13 protein-coding genes are annotated in these 18,347 nt (G+C 51.5%); all 13 read right to left on the reverse strand.

Features of this window, described 5'->3' with window-relative positions; all coding sequences use genetic code 11:
* Window positions 1–73: 73 nt before the first annotated feature.
* Complete coding sequence (locus KJS69_RS29080) at window positions 74–571, reverse strand: pyridoxamine 5'-phosphate oxidase family protein (protein WP_213587704.1); 498 nt, start codon at window positions 569–571, stop codon at window positions 74–76.
* 134 nt (window positions 572–705) lie between these two features.
* Window positions 706–981, reverse strand: a complete 276-nt coding sequence (locus KJS69_RS29085; RefSeq protein WP_213587705.1) for a hypothetical protein — start codon at window positions 979–981, stop codon at window positions 706–708.
* Between the two features lie 42 nt (window positions 982–1,023).
* Window positions 1,024–1,308: a YlaH-like family protein gene (locus KJS69_RS29090; protein ID WP_213587706.1), complete on the reverse strand. Its 285-nt coding sequence runs from the start codon at window positions 1,306–1,308 to the stop codon at window positions 1,024–1,026.
* A 15-nt stretch (window positions 1,309–1,323) separates the two neighbouring features.
* A complete protein-coding gene (gene typA / locus KJS69_RS29095; protein WP_213587708.1) occupies window positions 1,324–3,165 on the reverse strand; it encodes a translational GTPase TypA in 1,842 nt (613 codons plus the stop codon).
* Between the two features lie 190 nt (window positions 3,166–3,355).
* Window positions 3,356–3,838: a hypothetical protein gene (locus KJS69_RS29100; RefSeq protein WP_213587710.1), complete on the reverse strand. Its 483-nt coding sequence runs from the start codon at window positions 3,836–3,838 to the stop codon at window positions 3,356–3,358.
* A 151-nt stretch (window positions 3,839–3,989) separates the two neighbouring features.
* The gene (locus KJS69_RS29105; RefSeq protein WP_213587712.1) at window positions 3,990–6,953 is read right to left on the reverse strand and encodes a VWA domain-containing protein; all 2,964 of its coding nucleotides are present in this window, start codon (window positions 6,951–6,953) and stop codon (window positions 3,990–3,992) included.
* A complete protein-coding gene (locus tag KJS69_RS29110) occupies window positions 6,937–8,871 on the reverse strand; it encodes a vWA domain-containing protein (RefSeq protein ID WP_213587714.1) in 1,935 nt (644 codons plus the stop codon). The genes KJS69_RS29105 and KJS69_RS29110 overlap by 17 nt, the downstream gene beginning before the upstream one ends.
* Before the next feature lie 51 nt (window positions 8,872–8,922).
* Window positions 8,923–9,870, reverse strand: coding sequence for a DUF58 domain-containing protein (locus KJS69_RS29115; protein ID WP_213587716.1), 948 nt, complete (start codon window positions 9,868–9,870; stop codon window positions 8,923–8,925).
* On the reverse strand, window positions 9,867–10,856 hold the full coding sequence (locus tag KJS69_RS29120; RefSeq protein WP_213587718.1) for an AAA family ATPase: 990 nt from the start codon (window positions 10,854–10,856) through the stop codon (window positions 9,867–9,869). The genes KJS69_RS29115 and KJS69_RS29120 overlap by 4 nt, the downstream gene beginning before the upstream one ends.
* A gap of 989 nt (window positions 10,857–11,845) precedes the next feature.
* Window positions 11,846–13,555 carry an AAA family ATPase gene (locus KJS69_RS29125; protein WP_213587720.1) on the reverse strand — a complete coding sequence of 570 codons (1,710 nt, stop codon included), beginning with the start codon at window positions 13,553–13,555 and terminating at the stop codon, window positions 11,846–11,848.
* Window positions 13,556–13,573: 18 nt separating this feature from the next.
* Window positions 13,574–14,401: an ABC transporter permease gene (locus tag KJS69_RS29130; RefSeq protein WP_213587722.1), complete on the reverse strand. Its 828-nt coding sequence runs from the start codon at window positions 14,399–14,401 to the stop codon at window positions 13,574–13,576.
* On the reverse strand, window positions 14,398–15,324 hold the full coding sequence (locus KJS69_RS29135) for an ABC transporter ATP-binding protein (protein WP_213587724.1): 927 nt from the start codon (window positions 15,322–15,324) through the stop codon (window positions 14,398–14,400). Before KJS69_RS29135 ends, KJS69_RS29130 begins: the two co-directional genes overlap by 4 nt.
* Window positions 15,321–17,708 carry a hypothetical protein gene (locus KJS69_RS29140; RefSeq protein WP_213587726.1) on the reverse strand — a complete coding sequence of 796 codons (2,388 nt, stop codon included), beginning with the start codon at window positions 17,706–17,708 and terminating at the stop codon, window positions 15,321–15,323. Before KJS69_RS29140 ends, KJS69_RS29135 begins: the two co-directional genes overlap by 4 nt.
* Window positions 17,709–18,347: the final 639 nt, after the last annotated feature.

Raw genomic sequence — 18,347 nt, forward strand, 5'->3', positions numbered from 1 at the left:
CCTTCTTAAAATGTTTGTGTGGTAACTTTCATTTTACAGGAAAAGACGGTTTTTTTGTGTACATTTTTAACATTCAACAAAAACGGGGCGTCCAGTCAGTTTTCACTGGCTTTCTGGACAGCCCCTTCTGCATCGCCTCATAGACTTGTCCGTCTAGTCTGGCGGCAGCTCGTTTATCGTAAGTTTTCTCATATTCAGGCTCTACCGTTATCCGTGCACCGAAAAACATGGCATCCCGGACAGTCGCGACCTCCACTTCTATGCAGGTAAGCCTCAAGGAGACGCCTTCCAGCACATCGACTACTACAGAGGCCGTTCCGTTGACGGTGTGGAAGGATCCATCTGCAAAGAAAGACAGATTAACGGAAGGATGGGCCGTCACATTGCTGATGATTCGCGAACGTTTGTCGACGGCAAAGCGAATCCGATTCGGAGCAACGGAATATACCCAGGAGATGGCATTCATCTGGGGTGTGCTCGTTTCGGCGTCAATCGTGCCCAGCAGCACGAATCTTTCCTTCCGAAGCTGTTCAAAGAGCGACTCAGGCAAAGAGTTCAATTCTTCTGCCATCCAATCGGACCCTCCTTACCTAAAAGTGAGCGTTTCAAAAAAATTTGCGAATAACTTCTAAACTATGGCGGTCGGTAGCTTCATTATATCACACGCTGCAGGAGAAGAACCACCTGTGAAAAGTAACGAAAGCTTCAGCAATTATACTGGGGATTGGTCCGGATATCCTCCAGCAATTGCTCGACCATTTCTCGCTTTTCGAGCTGAACCCGTGCTTCCCCATTCACTGTATATTCAATTCGATAGGTGGTCTCATCTGCAAGCGAAGCTTGAAAATTCGTCACATGATGGTCTTCCGTTAAGATCCCTTCAAAAAACTGCAGCGTATTCTTCGCCGCCTCGTCTTCCGGACGGGCATCGGATACGACTTTAATCTGCAGCCAGTTATAGAGTGCGTCCCGCAAATTCATAACGTCAGCCCTTTCGAATTCAGTTAAAATCCTATAGAGCAACTACTCCTGCTTTTTTTGCCGATCGGTGACCCAATAGCGAATTCTGACTATAAGCATAAGGAAAATGGCTACTCCCAGACACGGAATGATCGGGAGCCGCAAATCGAGCTGGAATAAAAGCAAGATGAACGCGCCAAGGCCAATAATAAGGTAAATAAGAATCTCTTTAAGAATCGGGAGCCTTTGCACTTTAAATACTTTAACATAAACATAAGCAAGAGCTACATAAATTATGAAATAAGTAATCCACGGATGGTCAAAAAACCATTCGTATAGCGGCTCCATGACCGATCAACCTCCTTAAATGTTGGCTTCTGACATTTTACGGTGCTTTTCTGCCCTTTCCCGTTCGCTTTTATTTAATATCTTTTTACGCAGACGGATCGATTTAGGCGTAATCTCGCAATATTCGTCATCATTCAAATATTCCAGAGCCTGCTCCAGGGAATAAAGACGCGGTGTCTTCATTTTGACGGTATCGTCTTTACCGGCCGACCGGATGTTAGTCAACTGCTTTTCCTTGCAGATGTTAACGATGATGTCGTTATCCCGGGAATGCTCGCCCACTATCATCCCCTCGTAAACCTCGGTTCCGGGCTGAACAAACAGAATTCCTCTGTCCTCGATGGACAAAATGCCATACAGAGTAGAGACCCCGGTTTCATTGGAAACGAGCACGCCTTGATGTCTTCCTCCAACCCCGCTGCCGTAATACGGCCCATAGCTGTCAAAGGCATGGTTCATTACCCCGTACCCGCGGGTCAGCGTGAGAAAATGGGTCCGGTAGCCAATCAACCCCCGGGCCGGAATCAAAAATTCCAGACGGACCTGCCCGCTGCCGCTATTGGTCATATTGACCATTTCCGCTTTACGGGTTCCCAGGCTTTCCATCACGGCTCCCATACTTTCCTCCGGAATATCAATGACAAGCCGTTCAATCGGCTCTTTCTTCTGCCCGTCTATTTCTTTAATGATAACCTCAGGCTTGGATACCTGCAATTCGAAGCCTTCCCGTCTCATGTTCTCAATCAGGATGCCAAGATGAAGCTCACCCCGTCCGGAAACGATGAATGCATCCGGACTGTCGGTCTCTTCCACACGCAAGCTGACGTCGGTCTCGAGCTCTTTGTCCAGCCGTTCACGAAGCTTGCGGGAGGTAACCCACTTGCCTTCCCTTCCGGCAAACGGACTGTTATTAACGAGAAAAGTCATTTGCAATGTAGGTTCATCGATTTTTAACAGCGGAAGGGCCTCGGGGTTAGCCGGATCGGCAATCGTTTCTCCAATATTGATTTCTTTAATTCCAGCGATAGCTACAATGTCTCCTGCGCCCGCTTCCGCAATTTCAATCCGTTTCAAGCCCTGAAAGCCGAACAGCTTCTCTACCCTCGCCTGCTTGATTCCTCCTTCTCGAGTCATAACGGCGACCGCCTGCCCCTGCTTCATCTGTCCCCGGTTGATGCGGCCGATCGCGATCCGTCCCAAGTATTCATTGTAATCCATCAAGGTGACGAGAAACTGTAGAGGCTTCTCCAAATTTTCGGTCGGGGAGGGAATGTGCTGAACAATCGCTTCATATAAAGCTTCCAGCGTAGTCCCCTGAGTTTCCGGATCCGTGCTGGACGTTCCCTGCAACCCGGATGTATAGACAACGGGAAAATCAAGCTGCTCGTCGTTAGCATCCAGTTCAATAAACAGCTCCAACACTTCATCAATGACTTCCGCGGGACGAGCGTTCGGCCGGTCAATCTTGTTGACGACGACAATGGGTTTCAAATCATAGTCCAACGCTTTGCGCAGAACAAATTTCGTTTGCGGCATACATCCTTCAAAGGAGTCCACCACAAGTAAAACCCCGTCGACCATCTTCATGATCCGCTCGACTTCCCCACCGAAATCGGCGTGTCCCGGAGTATCCACGATGTTAATCAAATAATCTTTATAATGAATCGACGTGTTCTTAGCCAGAATAGTAATGCCTCGTTCCCGTTCCAGATCGTTGGAATCCATGGCCCTTTCCTGTACCGCTTCGTTATCCCGAAATGTACCGGATTGCTGCAGCAACTGATCGACCAATGTTGTTTTTCCATGATCTACGTGTGCAATAATGGCGATATTCTTAACTTTATTTCTTGGATGCATAATAGGTCTGTCCTCTCTGTTTGAATAGAGTGACGAATGAAAATTCACACGAACTTGTACCGAATGAATCCGTCTGTTCGCCCCGTTCACGAAAGAAGCGTCGGACCATAAGCGCCGACGCTTCATTATCAAAAATATTATACTCGTATAACCTTGAAAAATCAAGTCTTGAGACGGGCCGGCGCCCCCCTCACCAGGTCTTGGGCCGGCGCAAAATCATCAGCAGTCCGGCCGCCAACAAGAGAACGGCCAGAAAATAAACGCCACCCGTAAAAATGAACATCAATACAAAGAATACAGCGGACACTATCGCGAGTATAATCGAAACCAGCCACAGCTGCCGCGGACTGTTGCGATCGAACAAATAAAGCTCATAGAGGCCGACGGCAACTCCGAGAATAAAGACCGGCCATAAATATTTCATCCAGTGCCAACCAAACAGGTTACACAGAAAGAATAGCACAGAGTAAGTAACTAACATCCCGCCGGGAACCAGCACCCCGGAAGGGAGCACTTTGCTAAAGAACAAGAAGTGAAAACCGAGTCCAACCGCCAGCACAATCAAAGGCCAGAAGACGTAACCTAAAAAGCTGAACACGCCCAGTTTTCCTAATATCAATACAACTGCAATCCCTATTAACAATAAACCTACCGAAAAATTGTTTCTTTGCATAGCCTTCCTCCCGCTTGACAGAATGCGACATGCTTTATCAACAGTTTAGCGGAAATTGTGTAAAAATGCCAGTCATCCCGAATTTTCGTAGCAAGTTTATTCCCGAATCGTTCAAGATCAGCCCTTCGCTTGGTCGAAGCATTCAGGCTAATTACCACTTCCTCCTTTTTTTCGCAGCCAGCAGTCGGTTCATCGTATCTTCTTCCTTCGGCTTCGAATCTGCAGCTTGCTGTCCGGCATTCACCGGTTCATCATGTCCTGTCCGTTCGGATTCAGCCGAAAGTTCCGCAGAATGATTACCTGCAAGGTCAACCCCCGACCGACGGCCGCCAGCCGTTCCATCTTTATGAAGTCCGGAACGATCGCTTCCTGCTGATTCGGATTCGGCCAATGCTTCGCGGAGCAGAGGCGAATCTGTATCTTCCTTCTCCCGCTCCATATCTCGGCGGGCGGCTTTCTCTTTCGACTGCTGCAGTCTGCGGAACAGGTTTGTCTCTTCCCCGTCCGCTGTGCGGCTGGATTGGCGCCTCCTATTCATCCACGGACTGAAAAGACGGCTCCAAGCGAAAGACAGCCGACGCACAGCAATATCGGCAAGCCACAGCAGCAATGCCGCAATGAGCAAAAATCGGGTTAAATCGCTGTACTGCTTTTTGCCGGCGGCCTGCCCCGCGAACACCTCTTCCGGCCGTTCCAGCGAGAGGACTCTTCCGCCGGTCAGCTCAGCCAATTTATTCAGCTTCTGTTCACCATCGCCTGCAGTAATCCGGTATTCCGGCGAGTAGGGGATGACAAAGCCTGAGGTCACGCTTCCGGTCTCAACAGGCGTCTCTCCTTCCTCTCCGGATGTCGGCTGAAGAACATCAATTTTCGTTAAATACGCTCCAGGCTTGGTCACTGGAAATTGTCCAGTATATTGTCCCGGAACCGTCGGCTGAAGGGAAATTTCCTGCACTCCCAGCTCCTCGTCAGTTATCGTAGCTTTAAGCTCACCTTGAAAATCGGGCACTATGCTTTTTACATCGAGATTGAGCTGATTTCCTCTCAATTCGGTCGACAATTCTAATGGAGCCGCGTTGAACTGTGGAAAGGTCCATTTAATGATTTGGCTCATCACCTGGGGAAAGCCATCCCAAGCGACCCAATCCTTCGCCCATCGTCCGGTCACATCACTCGTCCATGCCACCGTCCTGCCCGAGCCGTAATGCCACCTCGCCAGCAGAGGATCCGGTTCGGGACTCATCAGAGCCACTTCGGCCAACTCCTTGGGCGTTGCCGCAATATAGGCCTGAACCGGAGGCGTTCCGTTACTAAATAATCCGCTCCAATCCGCTCCCTGACCGAATATCGGCGTAAAAGGCTGGTCCACAATGTAAGTGCGGGACACCAGAACCGCTTCCCGGCTAAAAATGGCGGGAACCGTGCTCTGCTCATTCGTAAAATAGTATCTCCCGTGGGCCAAATTGGCAATCCGCTCGAGCAGCTGCGTATCCGCCCCGTCTCCGATAGCCACGGTGGACAGTGTAATGTTATCTGCTGTCATACCGGCCGTTAACTGCTCATAGCTTTGATTCGTGGCTGATTGCCCATCGGTCAGCAGAATGATATGCTTACGCTGCGCCTCCACCTGCTTCAGCTTGTCATAGGCCTCCTGAAGCGCAGGGTAGATTTCAGTTCCTCCATCGGCAGGAATCGATTGAATTTCTCCAATCACTTTATCCTTATCCGTCAGCTTGTCCGGCTCGGAAACCCACCATAAGCTGGAATCGAATGCGAGAATGCCGAGCGTGTCTTTCTCCCGGAGCAGATCGACCGTACGAGAGGCCGCTTCCTGAGCCAGCCTGATTTTATCACCGGCCATGCTTCCGGATTTATCAATGACGAGGACAAGCCCGAGCGAAGGAATCTCTCTTTTTCCCTGCAAATCCATATACACGGGGAGGGCTTTCTCGATCGGCGTATGAAAGTATCCGCCCAATCCAAAGCTGTTCTCTCCTCCGAACATGACCAGTCCCACCCCATAATCACGAACCGCCTGCTCGATCATGCTCATCTGCGTGTCCGTCAATCGCGTAGCCGCCACATTATTTAGCAGAATGCTTTCATAGGCCGTATAACCGGCCAACTCTCGGGAAAGCATCTCTGGCGGAATCACTTCATAAGGAATAAGACCGGAGTCCAGAACGGAGAGAATATTCTGGGAAGTCCCCGGATCCCCCTCCACCACCAGCACCTTCGGCGGTCCGGCAACCCGACTGAAGGCGGCTCCGGAATTGTTGGCCGATTGAGTGTCTCCCGGCACATAGATTTCCGCCCGATAGCGGTGAAAGCCCGGTTCTTTGGCCAAGCTCTGCAGGGCGAACCGATTCTCCCCACGTTCCAAAGCTACCTGCTGAACCGATATTTCCCGATTATCTTCGTAGATGCGCAGCTCTCCCTGTGCCGCCTCGGTGCTGGCAATAACGACCTCCAGTGCGTATTGCTCCGCCTGATACAGCTTTTCCGGAACTTTAACGCTCTCTACCGCCACATCAAGACCAAGCTGTACCGGTACGTATACAATGTCCACGGGAATGCCTTTATCCGCCAGCAGCCTTCCTTGGCGCATGAGATCGCCCGTATTTTCTTCCCCGTCGCTTACGAGGACTATTCTCGAAGTGTAGTCGTCGGTCAACAGTCCGCCGGCCGTTCTCAAGCCGGCTTCCAGATTGCTGAACTGCCTGTTCAACTGACTGGCCCATTGAAACCCTTCCAGACTCCGCGTCTCAGGCTTGCGCTCAATGGCAGAGTCAAGGCCTGTGGCGACAATACCGACGGCATCTTCGGCTTCCTTGTCCTCCGCCGCTTGCTTCATCCAGGCAACGAGAGCGGTCGATTCCGGCATACTGTCGGAGCGGTCGGTCACGAAGACGACCGCTTTGCGCTCGATGACAGAATAATACTGCATTCCGGCCAGAGCCAGAACGAGCAGCAGCAGAATCACACTCCTCAGCCCGATAGCCAGCGCCTTCCTGCTCCCCGTCAATCGTACGGTATCGCGACCTAAGCGATACAGATAATAGAATAGCGGAAGGAGCAGCAAGAGCAGCCAGGGGGTACTAAACTGAATTCCCACGCTGATACACCCCCCATTCCAGTAAAACGACAAGCAAGATGGCAGCGATCAGCCAGGTGGTGATCGGCCGAGGCGATTTGCCCTCGGCCTGCTTCACCGCAGTTTCCTGAGCTGCCCCCGAACCGGCGCCGTCTGATGCTGGCCCCGATCCGCCTGCGAACGTCAACTCATGCTGCAGTGTTAGATTAGACTCGCGGGAATCCATAACAGATGCCAACCATCTGGATTGGATTTCCTCTCCATTGGAGTCGAATTCGACAAAACGGTATAATCCCGGTGCGGGAGGAACCGTCTGTATGCTGGCCACTCGGCCTTCCCGACTTTCCGCCTCCCATTCCTTCCCGCCATCGGCAGAAACCCATAGAGCGCGGGTCGTCTTGATGGATATCGGAATTTCTTTCATCTCGGAAGCCACCGCCAAACCTAAATTCGACACCCTCGACTTCCCTAGCCATTCCACCGCATTCTGAACGAGAATCGGAAACTCCGAGCGTAGCGGAAGATCGGAAGCATGTAAATCGAACGTAAACAGGAGACGCTCCTTTCCGTCTTCCTCCCCCGCATAGACAAGAGGAAGCTGCCCAGCCGTGATGAGCGGCTTGGCCCAAGCTGGAGCCTCTCCATAACGTGCGGAAGCGACATGTACGTCCTGTAAAGCAATATATTGAGTCACCGGATGCTGAATAACAGAATAATCGGCAGTCTGCACCAACGTATCGGTTCCGTCCAGACCGGTATGAATATACCAGACCGGTTTGTCGGCGAGCAATTCCTGCCACTCCACAGTGGAGATGGCGGCTTCTTCGACGGCATCCACAATAACGATATCGAATCCGCTCTGCGGAATCGCGAAGGCCGACTCGCCCCGCTGCACTTTGACGAAGTCGACGCCGGCCAGAGACAGCGCCTTTTCCAGGAACAGGTTCCCATCGCTTACCAGAACGGCAGTCAAGCTGCGCCCTCCGGCAACGAAGGCATAAGCGGTATTGTCTGCTTGCAGCAGATCATCAACTTCCGCCTCCAGACGATAGACATCGGCCGAGGACAAAGCCTGAAAATAAACCGTCCTCTGCTCCCCCGCAGCCAGCCGAAGCTCTCTCGCTTCCGCCATTTGATCATCGGCATAGACGGAAAGATCAAAGGCCGATTCCTTCGCTCCCCAGTTCTTGATCGTGGCGACACCTGTGACGGTCGGCAACCCCGGACCGTCCTCCCGGACTCCGAATTGGACGATCTGGATATTGTCGGTCTCCGAATCTGCCACTCGATCTACATTGAAAGGGACATCCACCCGAACCGCCGATGCTGTTTCGGGCCATTGTCCGTCGGTGATTATGCGGATTTCCGAGTCCGGATCCTCCCGTGTCAGGGCAGCAGCCAGAGACATCGCCTCCTCGTATCCGGCTTGACCGTAGAACGGCTGGATTTGTTCCAGAGCGTCGGCTAACACAGCCAGAGAGCTGTCTCCGGACAGCAGGACTTCAGGCACCGCTCCAATTGAAATAAGCGTAAACCGGCTTCCTTTGGCTTCGGTCTTCGCCCAATGCAGAACCCGCTCCTTCCCCTCCTGCAATCGGGTCCGCTCGCTTTCTCCATCGTTTGTTTGCATCAGCGCCTGCATGCTGGCTGAATTGTCGACGACAAGGACAACGTGATCACGAACGGCCTGCTCTGCCCAAATAAACGGCTTCATCAGAGCAAGAACAAGAAGCGCTGCCGCCAGTAATTGGATGAGCATCAAGAGCCGATTCCGCAACTTTTGCCAGGGCCGGTTCGCTTCGATATCCTTCAGAATCCGATTCCACAGCATATGGCTGGATATCGGGGTATCGATATATTTTCTTTTGAATAAATACATGACGATAATGGCCGGCAGCGAGAGCGCAAACCATAAACTAGCGATCGATTCAAAAAACATTGGGGCTCACCTCGGAAGCTTCAATACGGAATACGACAAGGAACCGTCTTGTTACTGCAATAATCCGCTGCGTCTGAACGTCTCGGTTGCCATAGTCGAAAGCGGCGTATCGGTTAATGCCAGCTGATAGGCGATTCCCCGCTCGTAGCAATATTTACGCAGCGTTTCTGTGTATTGCCGAATTGCCGCTTTATATTGTTGAATGATTTTGCCGGAGATGGCGACCTCCTTGCCTCCCCCAGATTCTACATCGATCAGCCTGAGATCGCCGTATAAATCCGGATTCAGCTCCTCGGGCGACAGCACCTGCACCACGACAACTTCCTGTTGAGCGGCCAGTAGAGAAGACAGTGCTTGCTCGACCCCGGTTTCATATAAAAAATCAGAAAAAACCCAACACATTCCCGGTCTCCTCGGCAATGCAGACGGATGGCAAAGTGCCGTAATATCCCCCGTCCCGCGAGCTTCCGTCTGCGCCAAAAAGTTAAACAACCTCCGCGCCGAGGCTTTGCCGCGCATCATCGGGAGCCGCGCATACAGCTGATTACTGAACATCCCGATGCCGACCCGATCATAGCCGCATAAAGCGGCATAACCGACACAACCCGCCAATTGCCGGGCGTATAAATACTTGTTGACGCCCCGGGAAGATGCCGCGAAGCTCATTGAAGCCGAGCCGTCGACATACAAGCTGACCTGCAGCTCCTGCTCGTCCATATACAGCTTGATAAAAGGCTTGCCTGTCCGGCCATATGCATTCCAGTCCAACTGGCGGATATCATCTCCGGGAGTATACAGCCGGTAATCGGCAAAATCCAGCGAACTGCCCATTTGTTTGGACCGCCGCTTCCCCTGCATAGTTCCGCGAATCCGGCCTTTGGCCCACAGGGAAGAACGCTCCAGTCTCAGAAGAACATCTTCGGGAATCAAACCCGATCCGCCGCTCTTCGACCCATCCCGGCTTCCCGTTCCGACTCTGTTGCTGTCTTCACCGCTCATTGTTCCCGCTCCGTTTCCTCGATCACCGCTTCCAGTATATCGTCAGCTGTCTTGCCCATCGCCTGGCCTTCAAAATTTAAAAACAGTCTGTGGCGCAGCGCCGGAACGGCCACTTGACGGATATCATTGCGGGAGACATGCAGCCGGCCGGCAAACAGTGCCCGGACTTTGGCAACCGATATGATCGACTGAATCCCCCGGGGACCGGAGCCATAACGAACATACTGCTTCACTGCAGATGGCGCGTCCGGTTCATGAGGGTGCGTCAGCATAATGAGACGAACCGCATAATCCAGCACGTCGTCGGCGACCAGCAGCTCCTTCACTCCTTGTTGAATCTCGGTCACTGCTTGTCCGTCTGCCGCTTTCTGGGCTCGCCGTTCGACCGGCGAAGTCGTCCGCGAGACGATTTCTTTAAGCTCGTCTTTGGACGGGTAAGTCACATTGATTTTCAACATGAATCGATCAAGCTGGGCTTCCGGAAGGGGATAAGTCCCTTCATTTTCCAACGGGTTCTGAGTAGCGAGGACGAAAAAAGGCCGGGGAAGCGGATAGGTTTCCGAGCCGACAGTTACTGTTTTCTCCTGCATCGCCTCTAACAGGGCGCTTTGCGTCTTGGGGGTCGCCCGATTAATCTCATCCGCGAGCACCAAATTGCCGAAGATCGGCCCTTTCTGGAACTGATAAGACGTCTCGCCCTTCAGTCCAAATTGAATAATATTGGTTCCCGTAATATCGGCGGGCATTAGATCGGGAGTAAATTGAATGCGCGAGAAGGAGAGATCGATCGTATCCGCGATCGTTCGGACCAGCATCGTTTTCCCCAATCCCGGGATTCCTTCCACCAAGGCATGCCCTCCCGCAAAAACACACCAAAGCATCTGCTCAACCGCTTCCTTCTGCCCAACGATAACACTTCCTATCTGCTCGCGGATGGCATTAATCGTTGCCGTCCACTGCTCCAGCTGCTGCTTTGTTTCAATCATGACGGGTCCCCCTCTGCTTATATCCGTTACAAGGCCCGGAATTTATCGGAGCCTGTCTTATTTTGTGGCTGAAATGCTGCTGGTTCCTCCAGATTGCCGGTCACGCATCAGACCGAACAGCCACCCCTCGCTGGAGGAGACGTACGCGATCCTACCCACATCCGACAATGCAGGTCTGGCACTATAAAAAACCGAAAGCGGCCAAATCGCCAAATAAAACTAGCTATTTTCAGACTATTGAAAAATGCACCGACTCGCTGGATAGCTAAAATTCACAATAAATTATGGCTCTACCTTGAAATCAGTGCTTGGCGCCCACTCTCTCATGGATTATATGCAGGTACTTCAGCCATACCAGTTGGGCGATAGTGCGCTAATTGCAGCCTTTGGGCAATGAGTGGTAATGCCCTCCATCCATCCGCCGCATAGGAGGATCCCCCTATATCTTGCAGACGCCGCATAGGAGGAATTGAAGTGCAAAAGTGCCTCTTAAATCCAACCTTTTTCCAAAAACGAGAATTGAAGTGCAAAAGTACCCTTTAATTTAAAGAAATTATCCAATTTTCACAAAAAGCAGAGAATAGAGCGCATTTTTACACCTCAATCGCAAAAATGGCTGAAACCGGTAGAATTGGGGTGTATATTTCGCCTTAATTGTTGTTTTCCTATCTGACTACAAAGCACAAAATTAAAAGCATAGCACCTTTCGCATCGTATCCTTCTTGTGGAGCTAGTTCGCATCGGTTCTTTCTTGTAAAGCCAACGGCACCAGTGACGCCGTAACTTACAATTAAGCCCAGACTATCCTAGGGAGAACAGAACGGGAAGTCCTGTGAGGCATTTATCTCGTCAAGCACTGGTTCCGGTTTTGAGCCATAAATATAGGTCATATGCATCTATGCACAATGTATTAAAACACCAAACTTAAGACATGCGTTTTTGACGATTAACGTCCTTTTGTCCGCTGACTTTTGTCTGGCAGCTCACCATCATCGGTTCGGTTGAATTTCCGTAAAATAATCTCTAACCAGATTTTGCATGCTTTGCGGAAGCTGAGACCGGTTTAGCGACTGTGTCGCTTCTGTTGCATAATCGGAATACACTTCCTCATAAGGGCGTGACGCTCCGTCCAGAACCGGAGCCTGTCCTCCCTTCTCGATCTCTCCTCCCCCGCCGCTTAGCGGGCCGTCATCCAATGTCGGCGTTCCCTGGCCGACCGGATTCCGCGGGGTAGAGATCAGGCTGCGCGAGCCGCTGCCGCTGCCCCCGGCCAGCCCGCCTTGGCCGGCACCGCTGCCGCCGCCTTGGCCAGCACCGCTGCCGCTGCCTTGGCCGGCACCGCTGCCGCTGCCTTGGCCAGCACCGCTGCCGCCGCCTTGGCCGGCACCGCTGCCGCCGCCTTGGCCCGCGCCGCTGCTGCCGCCTTGGCCGGCGCCGCTGCTAGGCATCGCCCCTTGGCCGCTGCCGGACGCCAGCGCGGAGGCCATGCCGTTCGCGCCCCAGGCGGACGGCGGCGCGATGCCTTGCGCGGCCAGCTGCTGGGCCAGCGCCAAGCCTGGCTGCGCCAGCTGCGCGGCCGATTGCTGCAGCTGAGCCAGCCCCTGCTGCGCTTGCAGCTGCTGCTGCAGGAGCTGCGCCAGCGCTTGCTGCAGCTGGGCGAGCTGCTCCTCGTCCAGCTCCATCGCTCCCGGGCTCTGTCCGCCTGGGCTGCCCTGCAGCTGCGACGCCAGCTGCTTAAGCGCCTCGCGCGCCTGCTCGGCTTCGGCGGAGTCCTCTGCCGGAGCCGATTCCGCCAACGCCTGCAGCTGCTCAGCCAACTGCTCCCGCTCGGCATCGTTCATCCGCTTTACTTCCTCGCGCATTTGCTCGAGCGCTTCGTTCAGTTCCTCCTGGCTCTGATTCTGAAGCGCTTGAGCAAGCTGCTGGAGAGCTTCCTGGTTTTCCATCTGCTTTATCCAATCAGACACCTGCCCCAGCTTCTGCCGCTCTAGCTGGGCCAGCTTTTGCGATTCCTTAAGCGCCTGCTCCATCTTTTCAAGCGCTTCTATAGCGGTATCCGTCTCTTGTAACCCGCTCTCCAGTTGCTTCAGCGTTTGTTCCATCCCTCTGACAATTTCACTGGAAGGATCAGCTTTGTGCCATTCCTGGACCTGCTCTGCAACCTCGTTCTGCCTCTCCTCTATCCATGCCTTCTCCTTGCCCCGGGCCTCCACCACCTCATCCATCGGATTAGGAAGCAGCAAGAGCGCAGCCAGCGCGGATAGCGCCACCGCATTCGCTATCAGCAACTTCTTATCCCAACGGTAAGGGAGCCGGGAGCGAATAAGCTGCACATATTCTTCGCCGTAACGCAGAGCATCCTCCCGCTGCAAAGCCGCAATGGGCGATTCCTGCTGTTCAAAAGCCAACGCGGTCGCCATTCGCTCCTCCAACCCGTCACGGTCCATAGCAGACGCAGCCAGCGCCACGTCCGTTCTCCGCCATAATGCATAAGAGACCCCGCCGGCTATCCCCATTGCAATCCAGAACAAGACCCCGATTCGGTAGCCTTCCATCGGAGCCAGCCATCCGGCCACCCCCCATAGGCAAGCAGCGCAGAGGCCGATTAGGAGGCCAATCAGCGCCAGTCGGACGATTTGTTGTTTCCATAACCGGTCGCGTACGGGCCGGATGACGTCATGCAAATTTCGGGATCCCATAACGGTCTACTCCTTTACTCACTTTTGCTTTTTAAGGATCGGACGCAAGAAGCGGATGCTTAACCAAATGACCAACACAGTAACCAACGTATAAAAAGGAACAAAAATTTGCCACATCTGGAGATCGTTCTGGCGGTTAAACACCTCCTGTGAAAAATCGGAATTTAATATACTGATCAAGGCCCCCAGCGGATTAAGTCCAAGAATATAACCGGCAGCCTGGCTTGTTCCAGACGTAATGGAATAAATAAAAATAGCGAACAAACCGGTAAAGCCGCATATAAAGAGAGTGTATCCGTAAGTCATAATGACGGCTATCATTGTTTTCTTGAACAAGGTCGAGAAGAGCACTCCGACCGAACCCAGCATAATCATCATGAATAAATAAAACAGAAATACGGATACCAGTTGAACCGGCGAAACCCCGCCATACAAAAACACGACACTGTAAATCGGCAGAGTCGATATAATGATCACTACCATGAAGCTTAGCGAAGAGAACAGCTTGCTAAGAATGATTGTGGTAGAACTCTGCTGCGTAGTAAGTAAAATATTCAGCGTCTGCTTCTCTCTTTCCCCGCTAATCACTCCCGCTGTCAACCCTGGTACCATAAAACAAATCAGAACCAGTTGGGCGCCGCTAATGAAGTAAAATAATTCCTGACTGCGCTGAGGGTTGAAAGCCGAATTGCCGTAATTGCTCATTGTCATATACATATATCCGAGGGCCAGCAAAGTCATCGCCGCCAGGTAGAACAAAACGGCCAGCGGAGATCGAATGGTGCGCATTCGCAGCCTGAACTCTTTTTCAAGCACCGGATTAATTAAATTGCGGCTCCAATTCATGGCTGCACCCCCTTCGTAATTTCCAAAAAGACGTCTTCCAGATTGGTCTGTGCTTCGTTGAAGGAAATGACACGGAAGCCTTGGCCGATCAGCTTGGCCAACAAGTCCGATTGATCTGCATCCTGTCCGCCAAAATGGAGATGGATTCCTTTTTCATCATGAAACACCATGGAGACATGCGCTTCATCCTTAAGCAGTTCGGCCGCCTCGGCTTCTCTCTCCAGCAATCTCAGGTGAAGAACCCGATTAGCCCGCATCCGGCCCTGAATATCGGATACTCTTCCTTTGGCAATCAGCTTTCCATGTTCAATCACGCCAATTTCATCGACCATTTCTGCAAGCTCAGGAAGAATATGTGACGAGATGATGATCGTCTTGCCCATCTGCTTCAATTCCTTCAATATTTCTCTCATTTCGATCCGGGCCCGCGGGTCCATTCCGGAGGCGGGTTCGTCCAGAATTAGCAACTCCGGCTCGTGCACGAGACAGCGGGCCAGGCATAACCGCTGCTTCATTCCTCTGGATAGAGAATCGACATAGAAGTCAGCTTTATCCGACAAGTTAACAAGCTCCAGAAGCTGAGGAATCATCCGCCGGCGATCCGCCCTGGCAATTCCATAGCTGGCCCCATAGAAATCCAGATATTCGGTCGTCTTGAAGTTATCATATACACCAAAAAAGTCGGGCATATATCCGATTAGCTTGCGAACTTCCTTCGGCTTTTCCGTCACTTCATATCCTCCAACCTTAGCCGATCCGGAGGTCGGGGCCAGCAGAGTGGCCAATATGGACATGGTTGTCGATTTCCCTGCTCCATTCGGTCCGACAAAGCCGAATACTGTCCCTTGAGCAATCTCCATGTTAAGAGAGTCGACTGCGGTGAAGTTGCCGTATTGTTTGGTCAAATCGCGAATTTCTATCATGGGCTCACCGCTCCTTCCACTGCAATGTCCGGAAATTTAATACTTGTATCCTGAGCAAAGGTGATCTTGAAGCGAAGCACATTTTGTTCCAACAAGTAATCTCCCAGCCCATCCGATATTTTAGTAGTCTCGTCCACAGGCTCCCATGTTTGATTAGATTCATTCCATACCTCGTATTGAATGCCGCCATAGCCGTCATAAGTTTGGAATAAAGTTAATCGTTGATAGACTGCTCCTTCTATTTCCGGCAATCTGTAATCCAATGTAATCTCGCCTTGCCCTACATCATAAACCCCGTTGCCCCCCATTCCATGAAGGATTGTCGAGTTGGAATCGGGTACTGGAGTTACAGTGCCGGGAGGCAAGTATATGTTAGAGCCGCTCACGTAATCGACATTTAGAGACTGTGTCCATAATGTCACCTCGTCCGTGCTTACGCTTTTTCCACCTACCTGGTAGGCGGTTTGGCCTTTAGCTTCAGACCAGCCGAATACATAGGGTTTTCCGTCTGATAATTTCATCATATTCTGTTCCAAATAATTAACCAGAAGCGCACGTTTGTGACTATTTACGTCATTACGTCCCCCGTAAGGAAAAATCATTTGAGCCGTATCATATGGGTAGGAAGAGCCATACCCCTGGTTGCTCGTTAATTGGAACGAGGCGGTCTCATCGGCATTCATGTCACCCAACGTTACCAATTGGCCGTTCATATATACATGAACATTGGTCAACCGTTGTCCTGTCCGGTTAGTCAGCTCTCCTGTCATTCCGGATGGGCCCGACTCCGCTTTATAATCGAACTTGCCGACCGTCTCCAAACGGTCTTTTTGCAGCATGACTTTACGGATGGACCAATAAGACACTCCCTGGAATCGGATATCGGTTCCTTCCGGTTGTTTATGGATGATCTGATCGGAGCTTCCTCTTAAATCTCCCGGGCCATTGTTATTAATAGAGGATACATATAGAGAGTCGGGGATCTGCATCCTGAAATTTCCGCCCTTCGGGACAAAAACAGCCGTTGCGCTCGATTCTACCCCTTGCCCGGCACCGTCTAATTCAATCGTTGTCAATGATTGGGCCATGACGGCTCCACGCCCAGATGCTCCGACTCCATAAATCCCCAGGCTGAATACGATGGCCAACAACGGAATGGTGAACCACATCCATTCTCTTCGATCCAGTTTTTTCAGAGTAAAATATAGAATTGGGCCTATGACCGCCGCATAAATAATAATAACAAGCACAAGTATGCCGACGGACGGAGGGGTCAAGGAAGGAAAGTAATCTAACGCATTGTTTAATTCCCACCCCGCAGAGCCGTAATACCCTCGCGACTGGCCAGCAGCGGACTGCTTTAACAGATCGGACAGGACTCCCTCCCATATTTCAGCATTTCCATTCCAGGAAGCCAGCGGATTCAGTGAAGTATCGTAGGCTATATACCATACCTCTCCTCTGCCCTTTTCCGTAGATACAAACAACGGGATGCCATTTTGAGAATGATGAATATTCGTTTTTATCCCGTCCTTAACCGTCGCCCTGGATAGCGTAAACGGCTCCGTCAGCACCAGCTCTTTCCCCGAGCTCCCGGCCAAGGTGCTAAGGTCTGTTACGTTCTCTGTCCCTTGATAGATGACAGGAGACCATTCTGCAAACGGTTGAGCAGTCTTCGAGTATCCTGCTCCTCCTGCCAGGAATAGCTTCCCCCCACGCTGTATCCAGCCGCTGATCGCCTGCACTTGCTCCGGCTGGAATTGATCCGAAGCAAAATCATTCAATACCAGCACATCCAGACTGTCGAGCATGAAAGATTCCTGGGGGAACTCGGCGGACGACATCGGAAAGGTTCGTACCTCATAGCCTCTCTGATTGAGCAGATTCAAAAAATTCATCGTATCCGGGTCGCGCGCGACAATGCCTACCTGTACCGTCTCCGCAGGAATGGCGCTTGTTTCAATATAGACCGAACCGGACGACCAATCTACGGTCTTGCCGCTTTCGACAGAATCTTTATAAAATTTAACCGAATTGTTTCTCTTGTTCCATTCTCCACCTGGAAGCGCCAAGGTAACTTCCTTCGTGCTCTGCTTGGGCAGATCTACTTGTTGTACGTAGGTCGTATCCCTGTTTCCCCCGGCGACTTGTACAGCCAGTTCTCCGCTAACGTCATCTCCCGAATTGGTAATCGTGAATTTTACCGGGAACCATTTATTAGGTTTGATTTTACCGTCCAGCCCAATCTGGATTTGAACGTCGAGCGGTCCTTCCTTGGCTAATGCCGCATTCGGCAACGATGTGAGGCTTACGCCGATCAAGGCCAATATTGCGATCCATCCCAGTAGAAACCAATAAATTTTGCTAGATTTAATGATTGACACAGGCAAACCCCTTCCCCAATTGCTGATCCTGTTTCGACAGTAGAGTTATTGCAGAATTTAGTGCAGCTTTCATTCATTATAGACGATTTTATAGCGAAAAGGTTTGCAACAATATATAAAAAAAGTCCGCGACGGGAGATAGAAAGGGGATTCCAGGGCGAGTTCCGGGCTTCTGGGATCATCAGGAAAGGAGTAAGATCTGTTCAAGGCGTTGTATAGAAGTGAGGAGCGGGGTATGATTACTTCTTCTTATGTAAAAGGTCTGATGGCACCTGCGAGGGCAGATAAGCTTATGCGTAGGTGGGTGTAGGCGCGGGTACGGGCGTTGAAGCCATCGCTGACAATCGAATGCAAAAATACATTACTTTAGACCGGAATCAGCCTTTTATCAATCATGGCCTGCAATTATACAGTACATTTCTTCGAATCAGCGATTTCTGAAAGTTATTAGCCGGATCCGCTGTATTATTACAGTAGATCTTCCCAAATGAGATCAATAGCCGCAAATCGAATGGTCGAGTAGGCGGGGCCTTTCCTTCGAGGATTGTGCCCCTTACCCCTCATAGATCCGTACGTGCGCAATTAACGCATACGGCTCCTCACATTGATCATTTACAATCGATGGTTTTTTTTTCAGTT

This window comes from Paenibacillus sp. J2TS4, from assembly GCF_018403245.1.
Lineage (GTDB): Bacteria > Bacillota > Bacilli > Paenibacillales > NBRC-103111 > Paenibacillus_L.

Coding starts and splice junctions, on each gene's coding strand:
- KJS69_RS29100 (WP_213587710.1), bottom strand. CDS start 3,838: ATGCAAAGAAACAATTTTTCGGTAGGTTTATTGTTAATAGGGATTGCA.
- KJS69_RS29125 (WP_213587720.1), bottom strand. CDS start 13,555: ATGGGATCCCGAAATTTGCATGACGTCATCCGGCCCGTACGCGACCGG.
- KJS69_RS29080 (WP_213587704.1), bottom strand. CDS start 571: ATGGCAGAAGAATTGAACTCTTTGCCTGAGTCGCTCTTTGAACAGCTT.
- typA (WP_213587708.1), bottom strand. CDS start 3,165: ATGCATCCAAGAAATAAAGTTAAGAATATCGCCATTATTGCACACGTA.
- KJS69_RS29130 (WP_213587722.1), bottom strand. CDS start 14,401: ATGAATTGGAGCCGCAATTTAATTAATCCGGTGCTTGAAAAAGAGTTC.
- KJS69_RS29115 (WP_213587716.1), bottom strand. CDS start 9,870: ATGAGCGGTGAAGACAGCAACAGAGTCGGAACGGGAAGCCGGGATGGG.
- KJS69_RS29110 (WP_213587714.1), bottom strand. CDS start 8,871: ATGTTTTTTGAATCGATCGCTAGTTTATGGTTTGCGCTCTCGCTGCCG.
- KJS69_RS29090 (WP_213587706.1), bottom strand. CDS start 1,308: ATGGAGCCGCTATACGAATGGTTTTTTGACCATCCGTGGATTACTTAT.
- KJS69_RS29085 (WP_213587705.1), bottom strand. CDS start 981: ATGAATTTGCGGGACGCACTCTATAACTGGCTGCAGATTAAAGTCGTA.
- KJS69_RS29135 (WP_213587724.1), bottom strand. CDS start 15,324: ATGATAGAAATTCGCGATTTGACCAAACAATACGGCAACTTCACCGCA.
- KJS69_RS29120 (WP_213587718.1), bottom strand. CDS start 10,856: ATGATTGAAACAAAGCAGCAGCTGGAGCAGTGGACGGCAACGATTAAT.